This window comes from Rhodothermales bacterium, from assembly GCA_041391505.1.
Classification (GTDB): domain Bacteria; phylum Bacteroidota; class Rhodothermia; order Rhodothermales; family JAHQVL01; genus JAWKNW01.
In genome coordinates, this window is the sequence record JAWKNW010000003.1 from 20075 (window position 1) to 39907 (window position 19833).

Sequence of the window (19833 nt, forward strand, 5' to 3'; positions counted from 1 at the left end):
GTCCGCGCACTACCGTATGATTCGCGTTCTCGTTGCCGACGACCATGCCGTCGTGCGTAGAGGTCTCGTGCAGATCATCTCAGAGACCATGGACATCCAAGTCACCGACCAGGCCGGTTCGGCGGATGAGGTGTTCACACTCGTGCGCAGCAAGGCGTATGATGTGCTCGTACTCGACCTGAACCTGGGCGAGGCGAGCGGCCTCGAGGTCTTGAAGCAGATCAAGGCCGAACTCTCGAACCTGCCCGTGCTGATCCTCAGCGTATATCCCGAGAACCAGTTCGCCGTCCGCACCCTGCGCGCCGGCGCCGCCGGGTATCTCAACAAGGATAGCGCACCGGAGCAGCTCGTACAGGCGATTCGCCGGGTCTCCGAAAACAAACGGTATGTGAGCCCCGCCGTCGCCGAGGAGCTGCTCTTTCAGCTGGACTCGGACACCGACGGGCCCCTCCACGAGACCCTGTCGGACCGCGAATTCCAGGTCATGCGCCAGCTGGCGTCCGGAAAAACGGTCAGCGAGATCGCCGAAAGCCTGGCGCTCAGCGTCAAGACGGTCAGCACCTACCGGTCTCGCGTGCTCGAAAAGATGAACATGAAGAGCAACGCCGAACTGACGCATTACGCCATCAAGAACGACCTCATCCTCTAACGGATGGGCACGCGGTTGTAGGAATCATCCTACGCCGGATTTCCCCATCGTCCGATTGGTACGACGGGCGTTATCCCCCATCTTGGTACCGGAAGCCAGAAAACCGACCGGCGAAGCGATTCTCCCTTCTCTGCCCCACCCGCCCTTCGCTCCCTGGCACTCGCCGTTTGTATCGTTTATTTGCAACGTACCATGGACCGACCTGACACCCTGGAGGTATTGATCGCAGACGACTCGGAGGATCTCAGACAACGCGTCCGCCGGCTCCTCGCCGGGCTTGATGGCGTCGAGATACGCGGAGAGGCGACCGACGCCGAAGAAGCGATCACGCTCGCCGCGCACCACCCGTTCGACGTAGCCATTCTCGATATCCAGATGCCCGGCAGCGGCATCCGCGCGCTCAAACATCTCCGCCGAGACCATCCGTCCCTCCGGATCGTGATGCTCACCAACCACGCCGACGCGTTCTACTACCGGATCTGCATGCGCGCCGGCGCCGACTTCTTTCTGGATAAATCGATGGAGTTCGACCGGCTCCCGCACGTGTTTCAGCGGATCAAAACCGGCAACGCCCTGGCGGTATGACGCCGCCCCGAACCATCGCCTGAAGGCCCGCGCACCGGCTGACGCATCGCGGGGGGATGCCGTTTCCGATCGGCCGCGCAAGGTCGTGAGCTTTTCTCAGACCGCTCCCCGTCGCGCTCAACGTTCACGCAGCCTTTTCACCATCCGAACATCCGAAGGGTCGCCTGTGCGGCCCTTCGCCGTTTCCGGTCCACCCTCTCTCGATCCGGGCCGGCGTGTAGGACAGCGTTGGACACGAGGCCACACGGAAGTCTGACGGGCATCGCCGGCAAGCGCCTAGGTGGGTTCGACACGGATTTCAAGAAATTGAGGCATGTTCAACAACGAAAACCAGACCACAGATAAAGACATGAAAACGCACGAAAATAAAACGCCCGTCATGCAGCAGGTTGAAGGTAACTGGAAGCAGTTCATCGGCCAGATCAAGGAAAAATGGGGTGACATCACGAACGACGACCTCGACAAATTCCAGGGCCAGATGGACCAGCTGGAAGGGTACCTCGAAGAACGGACCGGCGAGTCGCGCGCCGCGGTGAAGCGCCAGATCGGCGAAATCGCGAGCCGGCTCAAGAAGGCCATCTGACCGCCGCCCCCGCGACGCTCAACCGTCTCAGGACGGACCGTTCAATCAACCGATACCCATCATGAAAGGAATCACACTTTATGTTACCCTCGCTCTCGCCGGCGTCACGTTCGTGGGATGCCAGCAGCAGCCTGACCAGGCGGACGCTGTTGAAAACCCGCAGATCGAGCGCATACAGGAAAACTTTCAGTCATCGCTCGACCGGATCGACAATCGGCTAGACGACCTCGAGGACCGACTCGCCGACACCGGCTCCGACATGCGCACCGAATGGTACGAAGCCATTGCGGAACTCCGAGAGGAGCGCATGGAGCTCTCTATGGAGTTGAGCGAATGGAAGGAAGCCAGCGCGACCGAATTGGAGGAAGCGCAGGAAGAAATGGACCATCGCCTCGCCGAGTTGAATGAAAAGATCGATGAGGCTCGCCTCTTTACGATCGACAAACGCGAGGACTTCACCCGCGCCGCCGAGGAGCAGATCGCCAAGATCGACGCCCGCATCAAAACGTTGCAGGTTAAACTCGAAGAAGCCGGCGACGAAACCCGCGAGCATTATGCGGATGCCATCGCCGAGCTGAAGGAGCTGCGCCAGGACATTGCTGAGAACTGGTCCGAACTCGAAGCATCGACCGAGCAGCAGTTCAACGAATTGCGCACCGAGCTCGCCGACGCCGTAACCCAGCTCGACCGGAAGGTCGACGAAGTCACGGACGACATCGACATGAAGCTCGACGATCAGCACGGTGGCTGATCCGACTCGCACGTGTCATGAACCGAGGCGGCGACCGCACCGAGTGCGGTCGCCTCGGCGTTTATTTTCGAACGCAACACATCGATATCCGCGCAAAAACACCGCAGAACCAAGTGCTTTGCGAACCCGTGTTTCATGAAACATTGCCGCACCGGTATCCACACCCAACCCATGCCCGATCCAGAGCAGATCGTTGTTCTGATCGCCGACGATTCCGATCCCTACGGAATCGCCTGCGTCGGCTTCTGGAATCCCTCGACTTCGCCGTGGTGCGTGGCGAAACCATCTCGGCCGATGGCGTCATCCAGCTCATCGATTCTGACGACCACTTTGATGTGGCGATCCTCGATATCCAGATGCCGGGCAGCGGCATCAAGGCCCTGAAACACATCCGCCAGCATCATCCCGCGGTCAAGGTCGTCATCCTCACCAACCACGCGGACCCCTTCTACTACAAAGTCTGCATGCAGGCCGGCGCGACCTGTTTCCTCGACAAGTCGATGGAATTCGACCAGCTCCCGGGCGTTCTCAAGGCCCTCTCCACCGACAGCTAACCCTCTACCCTCCTTTCTTGTAGGACAAGTCCTACAACGCATCCTCCCTCCCGCTGACACCCGACGGCAGCGCGGACCGATATCTTTCGGATCGTCATTTCAAGACCTTGTATACGCACCGTCCGACGGCCACAAGCCGTCTCTCTCTAATCTGACGAAGCGTAGTGACCCATGCAAGGTCTTTGGATTCTTACCGGAATGATGGTGGGCGTTGGCGCATACCTCCTCGCATCGCCGCATTCCTTCAGGCAGTTTTTTGTTTTTCTGTTGATCGGCACGATCGGAGCGCTGACAGGTGGCTTCGTGAGTGCTGCGGTTGATCCGGGCTCCGTGACTGATGTGCGGCTGATCAGCAGTTTTTGCGCCATGATCAGCGCCATGATCTTCCTGTTTGGCTATGCCGAACTCGAAGTGCCGACCGGAACGTGAGCACGTGATTTCCAACATAATCTCGGTCGAATAGCAACCGTCATCGTATGCACGCGCGATGACCTGGCCTCCACGCTATTCGGCAGGGTAAAGGCGAACGCGCTCGCGTTCGCCTTTTCTTTTTTTGCCTGCCGTAGCGAGCGCTTATTTGTAAGACCAGACCTACATGCATTCAGGAACAGGGCTGACCCTCCGCGCCATGGAAGACCGACAAGATCCGGCGTCGCCCGACTACCGGGAGGAGCCCACGGCGACTGTAGTTTCGGAAGTACCAGGCTTGTTTCCGAATCGAGTGTCTTTTGGAGGTACACAGTATGTTATTCGGTGCGCTTATCGCTTTCGTTCTCGCGCTGGTCGCCCTGTCGACCGGGCATCTTCTTCTGGCCATCGCGGCGTTGATCGGCTCCGTGGGCTCGCTCATCTTTTTCGTGCGCTCCTTCATCGGCATCTTCCTGCAGAGCAAGAGTGCGATCGCCTATCGAACGCATTTCCGGCTGATCGTCCGTTCCGGGCGCCGGCGGATTCGCTCACAGGGCCTGCGCCAGGCGCAGAGCGCGCGAAGCCTGGCCGGCCTGGATCACGAACTGGCGCGGCGCGCGGATATCACCTGGAACTGAGCACCCGGCGCCGGCCTGCCGGCGCATCCGCGGGGCCCTCTCCATCTTGAGGAGGTGGCCCCGCTGTTTTAGTCCACCCCGGCGGTGGCCTTCTTCTCCTGCAAGCAACAAAGCCCTCGTCTGGCGGCCACGCCGGCTCGAGGGCTTTGTTTGTTTGTCGAGGTGCGGTCTGGGCCGGTGCGCGCACGGTCGCGGCCAGGGGCCAGACAGGAGGCCACGCAACGAGCCTCACCGGGGGCCGCGCAGGAGGGCCAAAAAGAAAACACATTCACCCTGCGGGAGTGAATGTGTTTGCAATCTCCGGCTCTGGCTCCCGGGACGCGGGCCTCAGGCCCGGACGTGCGCCGGGCGCACTCAGAACAGGAAGGCCACTACGGCCAATACGATCAGCAGCACGCGGGCCACAATAAAGGGCCGGCGCGCTACGGCGACGCCGCCGAAGCCAAAAATCCAGCAACAATCGCGATAATCAGAAAAAACAGATGGCTAGCGATAACATAACTATCCTCCGTTGAATGATGTCTTCTGACTGCGGGCGATCGCGCGGGTTGGAAACGCGATCGCCCATCCTTCTAGTAACCTACGCCGCCTGCCATTGGGGTCACGTAGGCCGTCATCCATTCTTGCGTCGGACGAAAATGAGTCCGGCTGTAGGCTCAATCCTACAGCGGGTTCGGCGCGAAGCGCGGATAAAAAAAGGGGATATCCCCCACCAGAGATATCCCCTCGGATGCCCTCGATCCGCCTGTCGAGACCGGATCGGGGCTGCCGGCCGCATGCCGAGGTGCGGCCGAACTTTCAGTTACAGGTAGCCGAGCAACGCCAGCACGACGATGACGACGAGGAGCAAGCCGAGACCGCCGCTCGGTCCATAGCCCCAGCTGCGGCTGTGCCGCCAGGTCGGCAGCGCGCCTACGAGCAGCAACAACAGGATGACCAGAAGGATGGTGCTTGTCATGATATACCTCTTTTTTCGCTGATCCGATTTTTATCCGTGCGCATTAAAGCGACGGCTCAACTCAGGCCTTGCGACTTCCGGCCAGTATCACGACCACACCTGTCGCCAGCAGAATGGCGCCAGCGACCGGGGGAAGCGGAATCGTGTGCTCCTTCTGCGCCTCGATTTCGAGCTTCCCGAGATCGAGTACCTTCTCCTCCGTCATATAGGAAACCCCGCCATAAACGAGGCCTATGCCCCCGAGCACGATGAGCAAGAGCCCGATGAGTGTCATCCGTTTCATAATCTTTATCCATTGATTGAAGAGTCGATTTCCAGGGTCCGGCGTGGGACGAGTCCCGGTGAGCCCGCCGAACCGGGTTATATCTTAGGGCGGATTCGAGGGGACTCTCAATGGATCCGGGTACAGCGAGTGGGTACAGAAACGGATACATTCTCGCCGGCCTGCTTTATGTAGGAATCGTCTTACTTGCCGGCGTTTTGTCGGCTTACAGGAGGAGCAAACGGGCGACTACACAGCGATCCAGGGCCGGTGGGTATCCTTTAGCCGTTCTTCGTGTCCATCCACCCGAACACACCCATCTGCCATGACGCGTCTGCTTGTTGCCGAACCGACTTCCTTCAAAGGTGACCTGATCGCAACCGCGCTGGACGCCGAAGCCTGGTGCCGCGTTGTCGGGATCGTCACGGATCTCGCGCACATCGATGTGGAGGCCCGAAAGGTCGACGTCGTGCTCCTCAGCATGGCGTTCTCGCCGGGCGATGCGCTGGACGCCACGCGCAAGCTGGTGGCATCGGAGCCCGGCATCCGGGTCATCGCGATCGGCATTCCGGATTCCGAGCCGGCGATCCTGCACGCCATCGAGGCCGGCGCCTCGGGATACGTCCTCGAGACCGACTCCCTGGAGAAACTGCGCAACGTGGTTCGATCCGTGTCCGACCACGACGCGTACGCGGCGCCGAACATCGTCGCAGTGATGATGCGCCGGCTGCGCGAGCGGGTCTTCGCCCCGCTGACGCCCCCCGACGAACGCCGCTTCGACGAGTTGACGGAGCGTGAACACGAGATCCTGCACCTGCTGGCGGCGGGGCTCTCGAACCGGGCCATCGCGGAACGGCTCTTTATCGAATACGGCACCGTGAAAAATCACGTGCACAACATCCTCAACAAACTGGGTGTCGGGAGCCGGCACGAGGCCGCGACGTGCCTAGCCTATGCCTGACCTCGGACTGAAAACAACGATCCGCCCCCCGCGGACATGACATAGATCTACGTGCCAACGTTGAGCTAAAAAGGCTCGCGCTCCGTAAAGCGCGAGCCTTTTTTATGGCATCGGAAGTACCGGACTTCCCCGGGCGGGTGGAAGCGTCCTCAATGCGTCAGTTCGAACCGCGCCTCGAGCCCTTGGACGCTCGACGGCCCTGCATAGACCGTGAACCAGCCGGGCTCGACGGTCCAGGCATCGTCGAGCCCCCAGAACCGCAGGTCTTCCGGCCGCAACACAAACGTCACCGTCCGTCGCTCGCCCGGAGCCAGCTCGATGCGCTGGAAACCTTTCAGCTCCCGGACCGGCCGCGTGACACTGGCGGCTTCGTCGCGGACGTAGAGCTGCACCACCTCGGCGCCGGCGCGCGTCCCCGTGTTCGTCACCTCCACCGAAACCGTCAGCGCGTCGCGCAGACCGATGCGGGGTGCGCTCAGGGCGAGGCGGTCGTAGGCAAAGGTCGTGTAGCTGAGGCCGAAGCCGAACGGATAGAGGGGCGTCCAGTCGACGTCCACGTATTTCGAATTGTATTTGTGCGCCGTGGTCGGCGGGCGTCCCGTCGGTTTCAGGTTGTAATACAGGGGTTCCTGGCCTGTCGCCCGCGGGAAGGTGACCGGCAGTTTGCCGCTCGGATTGGCGTCGCCGAAGAGGATATCCGCCACGGCGTGCCCCATCTCGACCCCGAGTTGCCAGGTGACGAGGATGGCCGGCGCGGCGTCGGCCAGGTAGGGGATGGCCAGCGGCCGGCCGTTGGTGAGGAGGACGACCAGCGGCTTGCCGCCGGCGGCCTCGATGACGCGGCGGGCCAGCGTTTCCTGCGCGCCGGGCAGCCCGATGTCCGCCCGGCTCGTGGCCTCGCCGGCCAGCTCCCGGTGCTCGCCCAGGACCAGCACGATCACATCGGACGACCGCGCCAGCGCCACGGCGGCGTCGTGCCCGCTCGTGTCGGTGTCCAGCATGGCGGCCACGGCCTGCTCGAAGCTGCCCCCGACGACGGGCGGATACCCCGGTTCGAACCGGACGTCGGCGCCCGGGAGCGCCTCCCGGATGCCGGCGAGAATCGGAATGGCGTCTTCCTTCCGCCCGCTCAGCACCCACGAACCCAGCGCGGAGAGGGAATCCGAGGCGAGCGCCCCGATCACGGCTACCCTGCCCGGCGTCCTCGACAGCGGCAGCACGTCGCCGTCGTTCTTGAGCATGACGATGGATTGGGTAGCGATGGCGCGGGCGGCCCGGCGATGCGCCGGCGTGAGCGTCCGCTCCACCTCGCGGACCGGGTCGTTGTAGCGGTACGGATCGGCGAAAAGGCCGGCCCGGTATTTGGCCCGCAGCACACGCCGCACCGCTTCGTCGAGCACGGGCATCGGGAGCGCCCCGGAAGCGACCAGCGGCGGGAGGTTGCGCATGTAGATGCCGTCCACCATGCTCATATCCACCCCGGCCATCATCGCCCGCCGGCCGGCTTCGGCGCTGTCCGCCGCGATGCCGTGGTTCATCAGCTCGAAGATCGAGGTATAGTCCGACACCACAAAACCGCCAAATCCCCACTCCTTGCGGAGGATTTCGGTGAGGAGGTGGTGGTTGGCGGTAGCGGGCACGCCGCCGAGATCGTTGAAGCCGGACATGAGGGACTGCACGCTGGCGTCGACGGCCGCCTGGAAGGGCGGGAGATACACGTCGCGCAGGGTGCGTTCGCTGATATCGGTCGCGTTGTATTCGCGGCCGGCCTCGGCGGCCCCGTAGGCGGCGAAGTGTTTGGCGGTCGCGAGCACCGTCGAGTCGGCGCTCAAGCCGGCCAGCGTCGTCCCCTGGAAGCCGCGTACGCGCGCCTCCGCGATGCGGCTGCCGAGGTAGGTATCTTCGCCGGCGCCCTCGGCGATGCGTCCCCAGCGGGCGTCGCGGGCGATATCGACCATCGGCGCAAACGTCCACTGGATGCCGGCGGCCGACGCCTCGACGGCGGCGATACGCGCGCCGCGTTCGATGGCCTCCAGGTTCCAGCTCGCCGCCTCTCCGAGCGGCACGGGAAACACCGTGCGGTGTCCGTGAATGACGTCGGCGCCGAACAGGATGGGAATCCCCAGCCGCGACTCCTCGACGGCGATCCGCTGGAGGCGTTTCGTCGTCTCGGCGCCAAAAATGTTAAAGAACGAGCCGACCCGGCCGGCGCGGATTTCCCCTTCGTTGGTCGGCGACACCCACGGGCCCGTCGACGTCCATTCCCCCGGATACTGCGTGAGTTGCCCCAGCTTCTCCTCCACCGTCATGCGGGCGAGGAGTTGCTCTACGAAGGCGCGTTCCGCCTGCATGTCGTACGCCGGCTGTGCGGCGGCCGGGACGGCGGCGATGGCGAACGCGAGAACGATCCATCGTTTCATGTGATCACCTCCCTGTCGAGGTTACGCGTGTGGTAAAGCATCGCACGATCAGACGGCGACGCCTCCTGCAATCTACGGGTAAATACGGGACGTTACGTATCGTGAGCGAGGTGATCCCGGGATGCAGGATACAGGATGCAGGATGTTTATCGGAAAAACCGTGCGTTCGATCGTGATCCTGCAGCCCTGTATCCTCCATCGGAAGACCGGAGGCTATGGTGGGTAAGAGCAGTTATGCGATTGATTTTGCCGGGCCGGCGCCCCCACGGCGACCGACGGAGTTGACACGATCTTTGCCGGAGCCGGGCCTGTCCTCTCCCCGAATACCGGGGCGGAAAAACAAACGCTTCCGAAAACAGGTTAGAGCGGAGCGTTTCATCGTGCCGGCCCGCCCCGGGGTATCCGGCCCTTTTCTGTCACCCGATTTTTTTGACGATGTCCGATCGATCGACCGCCGAACACAGACGCCTCGCCGCATCGGAAGCCCGAAAGGCCGATTGGAAGAACTGGGGGCCTTATGTGAGCGAACGCGCGTGGGGAACGGTGCGCGAAGACTACAGTCCGGATGGCGAAGCCTGGGAATATTTCCCGCACACGCACGCCCGCAGCCGCGCCTATCGATGGAACGAGGACGGCATCGCCGGCTTCTGTAACCGGTTCCAGAATATCTGCCTCAGCGTCGCCTTCTGGAACGGGCAGGACCCCATCCTGAAGGAACGTTTTTTCGGGGTGAGCGGAAAAGAAGGGAATCACGGCGAAGACGTGAAGGAGTATTATTTCTATCTGGATAATACGCCGACCCACGCCTATGCGAAGATGCTGTACAAGTATCCGCAGACGGCGTTTCCGTACACCGAGCTGGTCGAGGAGGGCTACCGCCGCAACCGGCTGGACCCCGAGTACGAGTTGTTCGATGCGCTGGAGCAGACGTTCCGGGAGCAGCGGTATTTCGACATCTACATCGAGTACGCGAAGGCGGACGAGAACGATCTGCTCTGCCGCATCACCGCGATCAACCGGGGCCCCGACCCGGCGCCGCTCGCCATCCTGCCGCATGTCTGGTATCGAAACACCTGGTCGTGGAAGGCCGGCCGCGCGCGTCCCCGGCTCGCCGCGATGGACGACCCCACGGCCTGCATCCACGGCTCCGGCCCGCACCTCGGCGAGCGGTGGTGGTACATGCAGGGACCGGACGGCAGCCGGCCCGAACTGCTGTTCACCGAGAACGAGACCAACAACGAGCGGCTTTACGGCGTCCATAACCCGACCCCTTATGTAAAGGATGCGTTTCACGCCGCCGTCGTCGAGGGCGACTGGAGCCGCGTCAATCCGGCACGGACGGGCACCAAGGCCGCCGGCTACTGCTCCGTCACGCTCGCCCCGGGCGAGGAGACCACCGTGCTGGTCCGGTTCAGTCCGAAGCGACAGCTCACCCCGTTCGCCGACGCGGACGCGATCTTTCGCCAGCGCATCGCGGAGGCGGATGCGTTTTACGAGACGATCCACCATCCCGACCTGTCCGCCGATGAGCGCCGGGTGCAGCGCCAGGCCTTCGCCGGCCTGCTGTGGAGCAAGCAATTCTACCACTACAGCGTCGAGCTGTGGCTGGATGGCGACGAATACGGCCCGCGCCCGCCCGAAGAGCGCAAGCGGGGACGAAACGAGAACTGGCGGCATCTCTACAACCTCGACGTCGTCTCGATGCCCGACAAGTGGGAGTATCCCTGGTACGCGGCCTGGGACCTCGCCTTCCACATGCTGCCGATCGCCCAGATCGATCCGGAGTGGGCCAAGCGCCAGCTGATCCTGCTCATGCGCGAGTGGTACATGCACCCGAACGGCCAGCTGCCGGCCTACGAATGGGCGCTGGGCGACGTCAATCCCCCCGTCCATGCCTGGGCGGTGTGGCAGGTCTACCAGATCAGCCGGCAGGTGACGGGCGAGGCCGACACGGAATTTCTCGAAAAGGCGTTCCACAAGCTGCTGCTCAACTTCACGTGGTGGGTGAACCGGAAGGATCGGGACGGGCGCAACGTATTCCAGGGCGGCTTTCTCGGGCTGGACAACATCGGGGTGTTCGACCGCAGCAAACCGTTGCCTACCGGCGGCATCCTCGATCAGGCGGACGGCACCGCGTGGATGGGGATGTATTCGCTGAACATGCTCGTGATGGCCCTCGAATTGGCGCGCACGAAGCCGGCGTACGAAGACGTCGCCACCAAATTTTTCGAGCACTTCGTCTATATCGCCGACGCCATCAACGGCTCGGGCGGACACGGACTGTGGAACGGGGAGGACGGGTTCTATTACGACGTCCTCCACTTCTCCACGGGCGAACATCTACCGCTGCGGATACGCTCGTTCGTCGGTCTCATCCCTCTTTTCGCCGTCGAGGTGCTGGATCGCGCGCTGCTCGACAAGCTGCCGCGCTTCAAGCAGCGGATGGAGTGGTTCATCAAATACCGGGGCCAGATGATGGAAAACCTGTCGCTCCTGAGCGAGCAGGACGGCCCGGGATGGCTGCTCTCCCTCGTCAACCGGTCGCAGCTCACGCGCGTCCTCCAGCGGATGCTCGATGCCGACCAGTTCCTGTCCGACTACGGGCTCCGCGCCTTATCGCGCGAGCACGACGCCCATCCCTTCACGTTTACGGTGGACGGGTATACGTACAGCGTCTCCTACGAGCCGGCGGAATCGACCACCGGGCTCTTCGGCGGCAACTCGAACTGGCGCGGACCGATCTGGCTGCCCGTCAATTACCTCATGATCGAAGCGTTGCGGAAGTTCGGCGGCTACTACGGCGACTCGGTGCGCGTGGAGCTGCCTACGGGCTCCGGCATCCAGATGCGCATCGACGAAGCGGCCAACGAGATCGCCCGCCGGCTCACGCGGATCTTTCTGCGGAACGACGGCGGTCAACGGCCGTTCGCTGGAGAGAACGATCTGTTTCAAACAGACCCGCACTGGCGCGACCACATTCTGTTCTACGAATACTTCCACGGCGACAACGGCGCCGGCCTCGGCGCCAGCCATCAAACCGGCTGGACGGCCCTCGTGGCGCAACTGCTTCAGGAAATTGCCGCGTCTGCACCCTCGCAACACCAGGAGGAAGCACCCGACAGCGTGCCAGACGGCGGGCGCCTATACTCGTCCTGAGTAGACACCCTGCTTCGCCTGCGAAGCCCCCAAAACCGGTTCACCTCTTCTCCTCATCCTATCCTGCAGAAGAAAACCATGATCAAGAAACAAGCAATCAAAAAGAGCGGAGAGGTCAAAGTGACCTTCACGCTGCCCGCCGGGCACCCGCACGGCCCCTCCTCCGTCGTCGGCGACTTCAACGGTTGGGATCCGCTCAAGAACCCGTTCGCAAAGCGGAGCAACGGCACGTTCAGCACGAGCGTCACGCTCGGCGCCGGCGAGCGGCACCACTTCCGCTACCTCGGCGATGGGAACACCTGGTTCGACGAGCCGGAAGCAGACGGGCACGAGTCGACGGGACACGGCACGCATAACTGCGTACTGTTGACCTGACACGAAGGGCAAGCCGGCGCTCGCGGCGGGCATGGCGTATCAGCTCACGCCGTACGTCTCGGCCCACTTGATCAGCGCCGCCCGGGCCTCCTCCGACAGGCGCTCGGGGAAGCGGACGTCGATCTTGACGAGCATGTCGCCGCGCCCCTTCTCCGTTTTGATGCCCTGACCGCGCAGGCGCAGGGTTTTGCCGACCTGTAGCCCGGCGGGGATGGCCATCTTCACCGAGCGTCCGTACGGGTCGGTGACGACCCGGCTCGCGCCGGTCACGGCATCGATCAGCCCGATCGTCTCGGTGACGAGCACGTCGTTGCCTTTGCGCTCGAATCGCGGGTGCGGGCTAACCTCGAATCGGATATAGAGGTCGCCGCGCCCGCCCGCGCCGGCCTGGCCGCGCCCCTTGAGGCGAATCTTGAATCCATTGTCGACGCCTTCCGGCACGTCGATGCGCACCGTGTCGCCGTCGGGCAGGGAGATTTCCCGCTTGCCGCCCCGCAGGGCTTCGTCGAACGTCAGCGGCAGGACCGACTCGATGTCGGCTCCGGGCGCGCGGCGCGGCCGCCGGCCGCCGGACGGTTCGGCGCGCTGTTGCGCAAAAAATTGATCGAACAGATCGGAGAACCCTTCGAAGCCGCTGCCGGCGTCCGAGTAAGGGGTGTCCCCCGAAGTATCGAACCGGACATAAGCCCCGTCGGGCGTGCGGTAGAAGCCTCGCTGCCCCCCATCGCCCGCGTAGGGGTTGCCGGCGAAGCCGGCGTAGGGGTTCTTGCGCAGCGTGTCGTATTGCTTCCGCTTCTCGGGGTCGCCGAGTACGTCGTAGGCTTCCTGAATCTCCTTGAAGCGCTCCTCCGCGCCGGCCTTTCCCGGGTTTTTGTCGGGATGATGCTGACGCGCCAGTTTACGATAAGCCTTCTTGATGGCATCGGCGTCGGCGTCCTCCGAGACGCCCAGCACGGTATAGTAGTTCTTGTCTGCCACGGCCATACCTGTCACCTTATCGTATGTGGGGCCGAATGCGCCCCGCCCGGATCCGTCCGGGCAGGGCGCTACTTCCAGCATGGAGGATATCAGCCCTTAAGATACGCTAATCCGAACCGGCTTGCTGCCCTCCGCTCTGGGCACGTCGAGATGCAGGACGCCCTGGTTCATCGTGGCCTTGATGGCCGCGGCGTCGACGTCCGTCGTGAACCGGATCGTGCGCGAGAAGGCGCCGCTCCAGCGTTCGTTGCGTACGAGTTCGTCCTTCTTCTCCGCATGGGCATGCGCACGCGTCCCGCTCAGCGTCAGCGTGTCGCCCTCGAACACGATTTCGATGTCCTTCTTGCTCAGGCCCGGCAGATCGACATCGATCCCGAACCCTTCGTTCGTCTCGACGATGTCGATTCGGGGCGACCACGTCGTGTTGCCGTTCTCCCCGAACACGGGGCGACCCAACGCGCGGTTGAACAGACGATCGATTTCGGGGCGGCGGGTTACCGGCGCAAAGTGAAGTACTCCATTCATGGCTTGATCCTCCAGTATTGGATGGTTATCAGATTTACGCGAGGGGTGTTCGCCTCCCGGTGCGGGAGGGTCTCGCGTTCGTAACCAGGACGAAGAGAAGGCCGTGCCAGCGCGTTTTTTCGGTCAGATTTTCAGTCCGACCCCGGAATTCTGTCAGCCCCGGCCCTGCCGCGCCGATCGATCTGGCAGCGGCCCTGACGATGTGAACAGCCCGCCCCGCCCTCTTCCGGTGACAAGATGACAACGCCTGCCAGATCGGTCTGGCATGTCGGGGCCGGGCTGCGTTATCTTCCCCGCGCCTCACCAAACGACCAGCAGCAATGGACACAGCGCATCGGCTCGACGGGAACGTCGCCATCGTCACCGGCGCGAGCCGGGGCATCGGCGCGGCGATCGCCGCCGCCCTCGCCGAGCGGGGCGCCCGCGTCGTCGTCAGCAGCCGGAGCCAGGAATCCGTCGACCGCGTCGCGTCGGCGCTGCGCGATCGGGGCCTGGAGGCGGCCGGCATCGCCTGCCACGCCGGCCGGCCGGATCAGCTCGCCGGGCTCGTCGAACAGACGGTCGCCGCGTTCGGCGGGATCGACATCCTGATCAACAACGCCGCCACGAATCCGGTCTTCGCGCCCCTGCTCGACACGAGCCCGGAAGCGTTCGACAAGATCCTGGACGTCAACCTGAAGGGCCCACTCGAACTGTGCAAGCTGGTGTACCCCCACATGAAGGCGCGGGGCGCGGGATCCATCGTGAACATCAGTTCGATCGCCGGCCTGCGGCCCGAGCCGGGTCTCGGCGGCTACAGCATCAGCAAGGCGGCGCTCCAGATGATGACGCAGGCGCTGGCCGTGGAATGGACGCCCGTCGGCATCCGGGTCAACGCCGTCTGCCCCGGCATCATCCAGACGAAGTTCAGCGAAGCGCTCTGGACCGACCCGGCCATGAAGCAGCGGCTCGACGAACAGGTGCCGGCGCGACGGATCGGCCAGCCCGAGGAGGTCGCCGGCCTGGTCGTCTTCCTCGCCTCCGACGCGGCCCGCTACTGCACCGGCGGGGTTTATACGGTGGATGGGGGGTATACGCTGGTTTGAAATGGGGTCCCTGGACATCGGTCACTGGTCATTAGTCATCGGTCACTGATGCGAATCAGCCGTTGAAACGTTCAGCAAAAAGAAATGTCATCTCGACCGAAACCCCCGCGTACGCGGGGGGAAGCGGAGAGACCTCCTTATGCCGAGCACTGCGCCTTTGAGGATGCGGCCGCGTCGTGATCTCCAAATGACATTCAAAAGCCCATGTTAAGGAGATCTCTCCGCTCCAATGCCGGCAAGCCGGCGTCTTCGGTAGAGATGACATTATTTTGGGACATTTTGCCCTAATTCAACTACGTATTGGCATCATGGGTCATTGGTCACTGGGAAAGATGGAAAGCTGTGCAACTCCCACCCCGGTGACCAATGACAAATGACCAACATCCCCCCTTTGCCCTCAATCCTCAACACGCATCACGCTGACCTCCATATGAACCTCGCCCATATCCGCGATACCGCTGTCGACATCGTCGCCGAGGCGCGCTCCGGCATCCTCTCGCACGTCGAGGCCGGATTTTCATTCGAGAAAAAGGCCGACAACAGCTTCGTGACGGCGGCTGACCTGGACGCCGAACGCCTCATCCGGAGACGCCTCGCGGAGCATTTTCCCGATCACGGCATCGTCGGCGAGGAGTTCGACGCGGCCGCCAGCCAGGGCGCCTACACCTGGGTGATCGATCCGATCGACGGCACGCACAGTTTCCGGCACGGCATCCCGCTCTACGGCACCATGCTGGCACTGCTCGACGGCGACACGCCGATCGTCTCCGTCATCGACCTCGCCGGCATCGGGCGGTGCTACGCCGCCGCAAAGGGGCATGGGAGCACGTGCAACGGCCGGCCCATCCGCCTCAGCGATCTCTCGGGCGATCAAAAAATCGAAGACGAAGTGATCGCCCTCGGCGAGCGGAAGCAGTTCGTGAGTTGCGGCCTCGAGCGGGTGTATGACACGCTGATGACCGGCCACGCGCACGCCCGCACGTATTGCGACTGTTTCGGCCACGCCCTCGCCGCGGAGGGGTCGGCCGGCGCGATGGTGGACTACAACATCCGCATCTGGGACAGCGTGGCCTCGGTGTTGCTCGTCGAGGAAGCCGGCGGTCGCGCGGTGTGCGTCGGCACCCGCGGCGAAGGCACCGAGAAGCGCTACGACTGGGTCTTCGGCAAGCCGGCGATGGTGGCGTGGGTGATGGAGACGTGCGGGATGGAGCAGATCGCAGCTTAAGCGACTTCCCCTTCCTGGCTCTCATTCAGACATAAGGGAACGGTCCATGACGCAACCTCACCGGGTCACGCCATGGACCGCATGCCCGTTACTTCACTTCGACGTAATCGGTATAGTCCTGATAGGGGTCCTCGAGAAAGAAGTCGGACAGCCTTTGCATCGTCTCCTGACACTCGGCACACGCTTCGAATACCTGCTGCCAGCTACCCGGGTTTTCACTGTTATAATACCAGGTTCTTGCCTGCTCCGACTTGAATTCCTGATACCAGACATATCCACCCGTATTCTTCCCGCGATCGCCTTTCATCAGCATAACGCTGCCCACGTGATAGTACTGGTCGGCAACCGGGAGAAATTCCTCCAGCCAGTATCGCTCAAAGTCCTCGGAAGAGACGCCTTCCTTGAGCGTCATATAGCGTATCGCCATGACTTTTTTAACCGCGGCCGTTTCAGGCGTATCCATGTCGGCAGGGTGATCAAGATACGTCCAACCTGCGATGGCCAGCGTGGCGATTGCGAGCAATAGGATCGTTTTTTTCATCGTAGTGAAACCGTTTTCCGTGGTAAATAGCGTCGACAAAAGCGATTCAAAGCAACAAGGATGAGTTTAAGCGTCGCTCGTTACATTCCTGGCGTTCGAGCTCGAATGCGTGTCTCGGAAATTCCATTGCCCTCCGTGCACATCCCGAACAGATCTTCCATGCTGTTTCCGTCCCGATCCACACAGGAAAGCGGCCCCGAAATCAACAAGGAATCGCCCCTGACTTCAAAATTCCACACAAAGGTTGCCGGCACACGATCAGAAGTATCTTCGCTGCCATACAGGTGCGTTTCGATATACCGGTCGCCTTCAAGTCGATAGTGGCCTGCCGACGAGCCCGCAATCGTGCCTTCATCGCTCAGATGCACGTACGCGAAATGGTCTCTGGAAAAGACCTTCAGTTGTACGACCTTGCCTGTTCCTTCCTGGATCAACTCCCACGCACCTTCGATGGGATTGGCTGGGACCGGAATGATAGCGGCCTCGACGGATGGGGTGGGCTGCTGGCACCCTGCCATCATGAACAAAGCGCAGATCGACAGTAGAGAGACATACTTCATGACTTCTCTCGTTTGGTGGGGGAGATTAGCTACGCCAAACAGGATACATAGATGGGTTATAAAATGCAATTTCATGCCTTCATGGCCATATGAATGACCCTGTTTCTCAACGAGGCATCAAATCATTGTGGTCTTCAAGCAGTCTCGCGAGTTTGTCACGCTGAGCTCCTTAGCCATGCTTCGCCGGGCTTTCTTCTGGGGCATGGCATGACTGCGAGAACAAGCTACAAAGCAGGCCTGAAGTTCGAAAACCCGGAGTAGGAAGTGTATCTGGATGGCTTCGAGTGGTGTTTTTTTTACGAATTAGCCTCGTCATCCCGATCGGAAGTGACGGCGCGAGCCGGCACAGGAGCAGAGGGACCTCCTTCAGGTTGGCACACTGCCCGACTGTTGGAGGTCCCTCCTCATCCCCCGCGTTCGCGGGTGATGGTCGGGATGACAACGCATTTTTTTGTTTCACACCACTCGGTGGCAAACCGAATGACGATTTTTTACATCAATCCTCGATGTTTCGATTAGAAGCTAGCTTCTCCCGATGTGATGTCATGAGCAGCCTTGCGAAGCATCTGAATAGAGCGTTCGCGTGCGCAAACCGGTGCGGATAGGTTGAGAAAGACTCCCTGGGTGAGTCTCTTCGCTCGCTTCTTCGTTGCGCTCAGGATGGCAGATGCGCCTTCGAGTATGAAAGAGTGTTTGCTGAATGCCATACGGTAAATGTGCTCGCATCACGCAATCACTGTATCTCTGAAAACAACCTGACTCCTTCAAGTACCGATCAGCCTATCATATGCATTCGGATCCTCAAGATACACCCCTAACATATTTGTAATTCCGATTTAAGCATCATAGTTTTTTTCACGCAAAATATTCGTCTTAATTTGGAGGCATCAATGAAAAATTTCATCGCAACACTGTTCCTCGGAGCCGTGATCGGTTTTGGATGTGCAAAAACCATCGACCAGTCGGCAGTCGCTGAACCAAAGGGATCTCTGGCTGACGTTATCAAGCCGGGAATGCGGATTGGAATGGCGTACCTGAACGTCGAAGAAGGAGTAGATCTCGAGGCATTTGAACACTTCCTGTCTACGGATTACCTGCCCAAATGGGGGAACGCCTACAGAATGGCTGACCCCAACATTCAGAGTCTACTGCTGAAGGTCATCGGAGGGCCAAATACTGGCAAATATGGCTGGATGGCCGTTTTTCCAGACAATCAGTCTCATGCGCGACTTTTTACAGAAAGCGGACAAACGGAGATCCTATCGAAAGCCCTTGAGGAAGCAGGGGTTCAAAGCATAGAGCCCGTATTCCCCGGTTACGTCGACTGGAATCACCTTGGCGATGTGCAAATTCTCGCATCTTACTGATGCCCGATTTTTTCTCTCGCTCAGTACGTTTTCTCACCTGCCACGTACACCTCCGCCACCGCCGGCTTCCCCCACTGGTAAAACGGCGCCAGAGCTTCCCGCCCTTCGACGACCAGGAAATCGGCGACGCATCCGGCAGCCAGCCGGCCGCGATCCGGAAGCCCCAGCGCGTCGGCGGCGTGGGTGGTGCCGGCGGCCAGGGCTTCCTCGACGCTCATCCCACCCAGGGCGACCCCGAGCTGCAGGCAGAGCATCAGGCTGTAGAACGGGCTGCTGCCCGGGTTGTGGTCGGTGGCGATGGCGACCTTCACGCCGGCATCGATCATCGCACGCACGTCGGGCAGCTGCTTGCGCAGGACGACGGTGGCGCCGGGGAGTAGCGTCGCGACGGTGCCGGAGGCGGCGAGCGCCTGCCAGTCGGCCGGCGTGGTTTGTTCGAGGTGATCGGCCGAGAGCGCCCCCATCTCGGCGGCGAGGCGGGTGGCTCCGGTGTGGGTGAGTTGTTCGGCGTGGACCTTAAACGCCAGACCGTTCGCGGCGGCGGCTTCGAAGAACCGGCGCGTTTCGTCGAGCGTGAAGGCGCCGCGGTCGCAGAAGACATCCACCGCCGTGGCGAGGCCCTCACGGGCCGCCTCGGGGATGAGGTCCGCGCAGAACGTGTCGACGTACGAGGCGCGGTCCCAGCCGGCGGGAACGACATGCGCGAGCAGGGTGGGCGCGATGTGCTGCGGGGTAGACGCGCACAGCTGCCGGATCACGCGAAGCATCTTGCGTTCCTGCTCCGGTTCGAGTCCATAACCCGATTTCACCTCGATCGTCGTCACGCCTTCGCGCAGCAGGTTTCCCGCGCGGCTGAGCGCCAGCGCCAGCAGCCCCTCCTCCGACGCCTCCCGGGTGGCGCGGACGGTGTTATGGATGCCACCGCCGGCCTCGAGAATCGCTTCATACGACTCGCCCCTCGCCCGGCGCAGGTATTCATCGAGCCGCGAGCCGTCCCACACGAGGTGGGTGTGGCTGTCGACGAAGCCCGGAAGGATGGCCCGGTTGCGCAGCGAGATGAGCATCACGTCGTCCAGGTAGTCGTCCGGCAGTTCCGCCGCCGGGCCGACCCAGACGATCCGGCCGGCATCCACCACCATCGCCGCGTTTTCGATGCGGTCGAAGGGGGTGTAGAGTTCGGATATTTCGTTGAAGAGGAGCATTTTATTAAAATTGCATGTCATCTCGACCGGAGGCCCGATTTATCGGGCTG

Annotated in this window: 21 protein-coding genes; 13 read left to right on the plus strand and 8 right to left on the minus strand. The window is 61.9% G+C overall.

Translation table 11 applies throughout. From position 1 onward, the window contains the following. Nucleotides 1-16 precede the first annotated feature (16 nt). From R2834_03695 to R2834_03725, 7 genes are all read left to right on the plus strand, one after another. Nucleotides 17-649, plus strand: a complete 633-nt coding sequence (locus R2834_03695; protein ID MEZ4699411.1) for a response regulator transcription factor — start codon at nt 17-19, stop codon at nt 647-649. Between the two features lie 192 nt (nt 650-841). Then, on the plus strand, nt 842-1234 hold the full coding sequence (locus R2834_03700) for a response regulator transcription factor (GenBank protein MEZ4699412.1): 393 nt from the start codon (nt 842-844) through the stop codon (nt 1232-1234). 349 nt (nt 1235-1583) lie between these two features. Continuing rightward, a complete protein-coding gene (locus R2834_03705) occupies nt 1584-1817 on the plus strand; it encodes a CsbD family protein (GenBank protein MEZ4699413.1) in 234 nt (77 codons plus the stop codon). 61 nt (nt 1818-1878) lie between these two features. Next, nucleotides 1879-2568, plus strand: a complete 690-nt coding sequence (locus tag R2834_03710) for a hypothetical protein (GenBank protein ID MEZ4699414.1) — start codon at nt 1879-1881, stop codon at nt 2566-2568. Between the two features lie 17 nt (nt 2569-2585). Next, nucleotides 2586-3122 (plus strand): response regulator transcription factor, encoded by a 537-nt coding sequence (locus R2834_03715; protein MEZ4699415.1) that lies wholly within the window; start codon nt 2586-2588, stop codon nt 3120-3122. 171 nt (nt 3123-3293) lie between these two features. Continuing rightward, complete coding sequence (locus R2834_03720) at nt 3294-3551, plus strand: hypothetical protein (protein MEZ4699416.1); 258 nt, start codon at nt 3294-3296, stop codon at nt 3549-3551. A gap of 314 nt (nt 3552-3865) precedes the next feature. Continuing rightward, nucleotides 3866-4168, plus strand: a complete 303-nt coding sequence (locus R2834_03725; GenBank protein MEZ4699417.1) for a hypothetical protein — start codon at nt 3866-3868, stop codon at nt 4166-4168. Nucleotides 4169-4970: 802 nt separating this feature from the next. On the opposite strand, the gene R2834_03730 is transcribed toward R2834_03725, so the two are convergent. Together R2834_03730 and R2834_03735 are read right to left on the minus strand one after the other, a co-directional pair. Continuing rightward, nucleotides 4971-5126, minus strand: coding sequence for a DUF3309 family protein (locus R2834_03730; protein ID MEZ4699418.1), 156 nt, complete (start codon nt 5124-5126; stop codon nt 4971-4973). A 61-nt stretch (nt 5127-5187) separates the two neighbouring features. Beyond that, on the minus strand, nt 5188-5409 hold the full coding sequence (locus R2834_03735) for a hypothetical protein (protein ID MEZ4699419.1): 222 nt from the start codon (nt 5407-5409) through the stop codon (nt 5188-5190). Between the two features lie 304 nt (nt 5410-5713). Between R2834_03735 and R2834_03740 the strand changes: the two genes are divergently transcribed. Beyond that, nucleotides 5714-6349 carry a response regulator transcription factor gene (locus R2834_03740; protein ID MEZ4699420.1) on the plus strand — a complete coding sequence of 212 codons (636 nt, stop codon included), beginning with the start codon at nt 5714-5716 and terminating at the stop codon, nt 6347-6349. Nucleotides 6350-6498: 149 nt separating this feature from the next. Here R2834_03740 and bglX read toward each other — a convergent pair whose 3' ends face one another. Continuing rightward, nucleotides 6499-8769, minus strand: a complete 2271-nt coding sequence (gene bglX / locus R2834_03745) for a beta-glucosidase BglX (protein MEZ4699421.1) — start codon at nt 8767-8769, stop codon at nt 6499-6501. 435 nt (nt 8770-9204) lie between these two features. Here bglX and R2834_03750 point away from each other — a divergent pair, with 435 nt between their 5' ends. Together R2834_03750 and R2834_03755 are read left to right on the plus strand one after the other, a co-directional pair. Then, nucleotides 9205-11925 (plus strand): hypothetical protein, encoded by a 2721-nt coding sequence (locus R2834_03750; protein ID MEZ4699422.1) that lies wholly within the window; start codon nt 9205-9207, stop codon nt 11923-11925. Between the two features lie 78 nt (nt 11926-12003). Then, complete coding sequence (locus R2834_03755; GenBank protein MEZ4699423.1) at nt 12004-12300, plus strand: isoamylase early set domain-containing protein; 297 nt, start codon at nt 12004-12006, stop codon at nt 12298-12300. Between the two features lie 39 nt (nt 12301-12339). Here the strand turns inward: R2834_03755 and R2834_03760 are convergent, their stop codons facing one another. Together R2834_03760 and R2834_03765 are read right to left on the minus strand one after the other, a co-directional pair. Beyond that, the gene (locus tag R2834_03760; GenBank protein MEZ4699424.1) at nt 12340-13284 is read right to left on the minus strand and encodes a J domain-containing protein; all 945 of its coding nucleotides are present in this window, start codon (nt 13282-13284) and stop codon (nt 12340-12342) included. 90 nt (nt 13285-13374) lie between these two features. Then, nucleotides 13375-13803 carry an Hsp20/alpha crystallin family protein gene (locus R2834_03765; protein ID MEZ4699425.1) on the minus strand — a complete coding sequence of 143 codons (429 nt, stop codon included), beginning with the start codon at nt 13801-13803 and terminating at the stop codon, nt 13375-13377. 320 nt (nt 13804-14123) lie between these two features. Between R2834_03765 and R2834_03770 the strand changes: the two genes are divergently transcribed. Further along, a complete protein-coding gene (locus R2834_03770) occupies nt 14124-14888 on the plus strand; it encodes an SDR family oxidoreductase (protein MEZ4699426.1) in 765 nt (254 codons plus the stop codon). Between the two features lie 430 nt (nt 14889-15318). Next, a complete protein-coding gene (locus tag R2834_03775) occupies nt 15319-16113 on the plus strand; it encodes an inositol monophosphatase family protein (GenBank protein MEZ4699427.1) in 795 nt (264 codons plus the stop codon). 88 nt (nt 16114-16201) lie between these two features. Here the strand turns inward: R2834_03775 and R2834_03780 are convergent, their stop codons facing one another. Next, a complete protein-coding gene (locus R2834_03780) occupies nt 16202-16654 on the minus strand; it encodes a hypothetical protein (protein MEZ4699428.1) in 453 nt (150 codons plus the stop codon). A gap of 80 nt (nt 16655-16734) precedes the next feature. Beyond that, complete coding sequence (locus tag R2834_03785) at nt 16735-17214, minus strand: hypothetical protein (GenBank protein MEZ4699429.1); 480 nt, start codon at nt 17212-17214, stop codon at nt 16735-16737. 890 nt (nt 17215-18104) lie between these two features. On the opposite strand from R2834_03785, the gene R2834_03790 reads away from it, so the two are divergent. Next, nucleotides 18105-18581, plus strand: coding sequence for a hypothetical protein (locus R2834_03790; GenBank protein MEZ4699430.1), 477 nt, complete (start codon nt 18105-18107; stop codon nt 18579-18581). Between the two features lie 20 nt (nt 18582-18601). Here R2834_03790 and hutI read toward each other — a convergent pair whose 3' ends face one another. Further along, nucleotides 18602-19783 carry an imidazolonepropionase gene (gene hutI, locus R2834_03795; GenBank protein MEZ4699431.1) on the minus strand — a complete coding sequence of 394 codons (1182 nt, stop codon included), beginning with the start codon at nt 19781-19783 and terminating at the stop codon, nt 18602-18604. Nucleotides 19784-19833 lie beyond the last annotated feature (50 nt).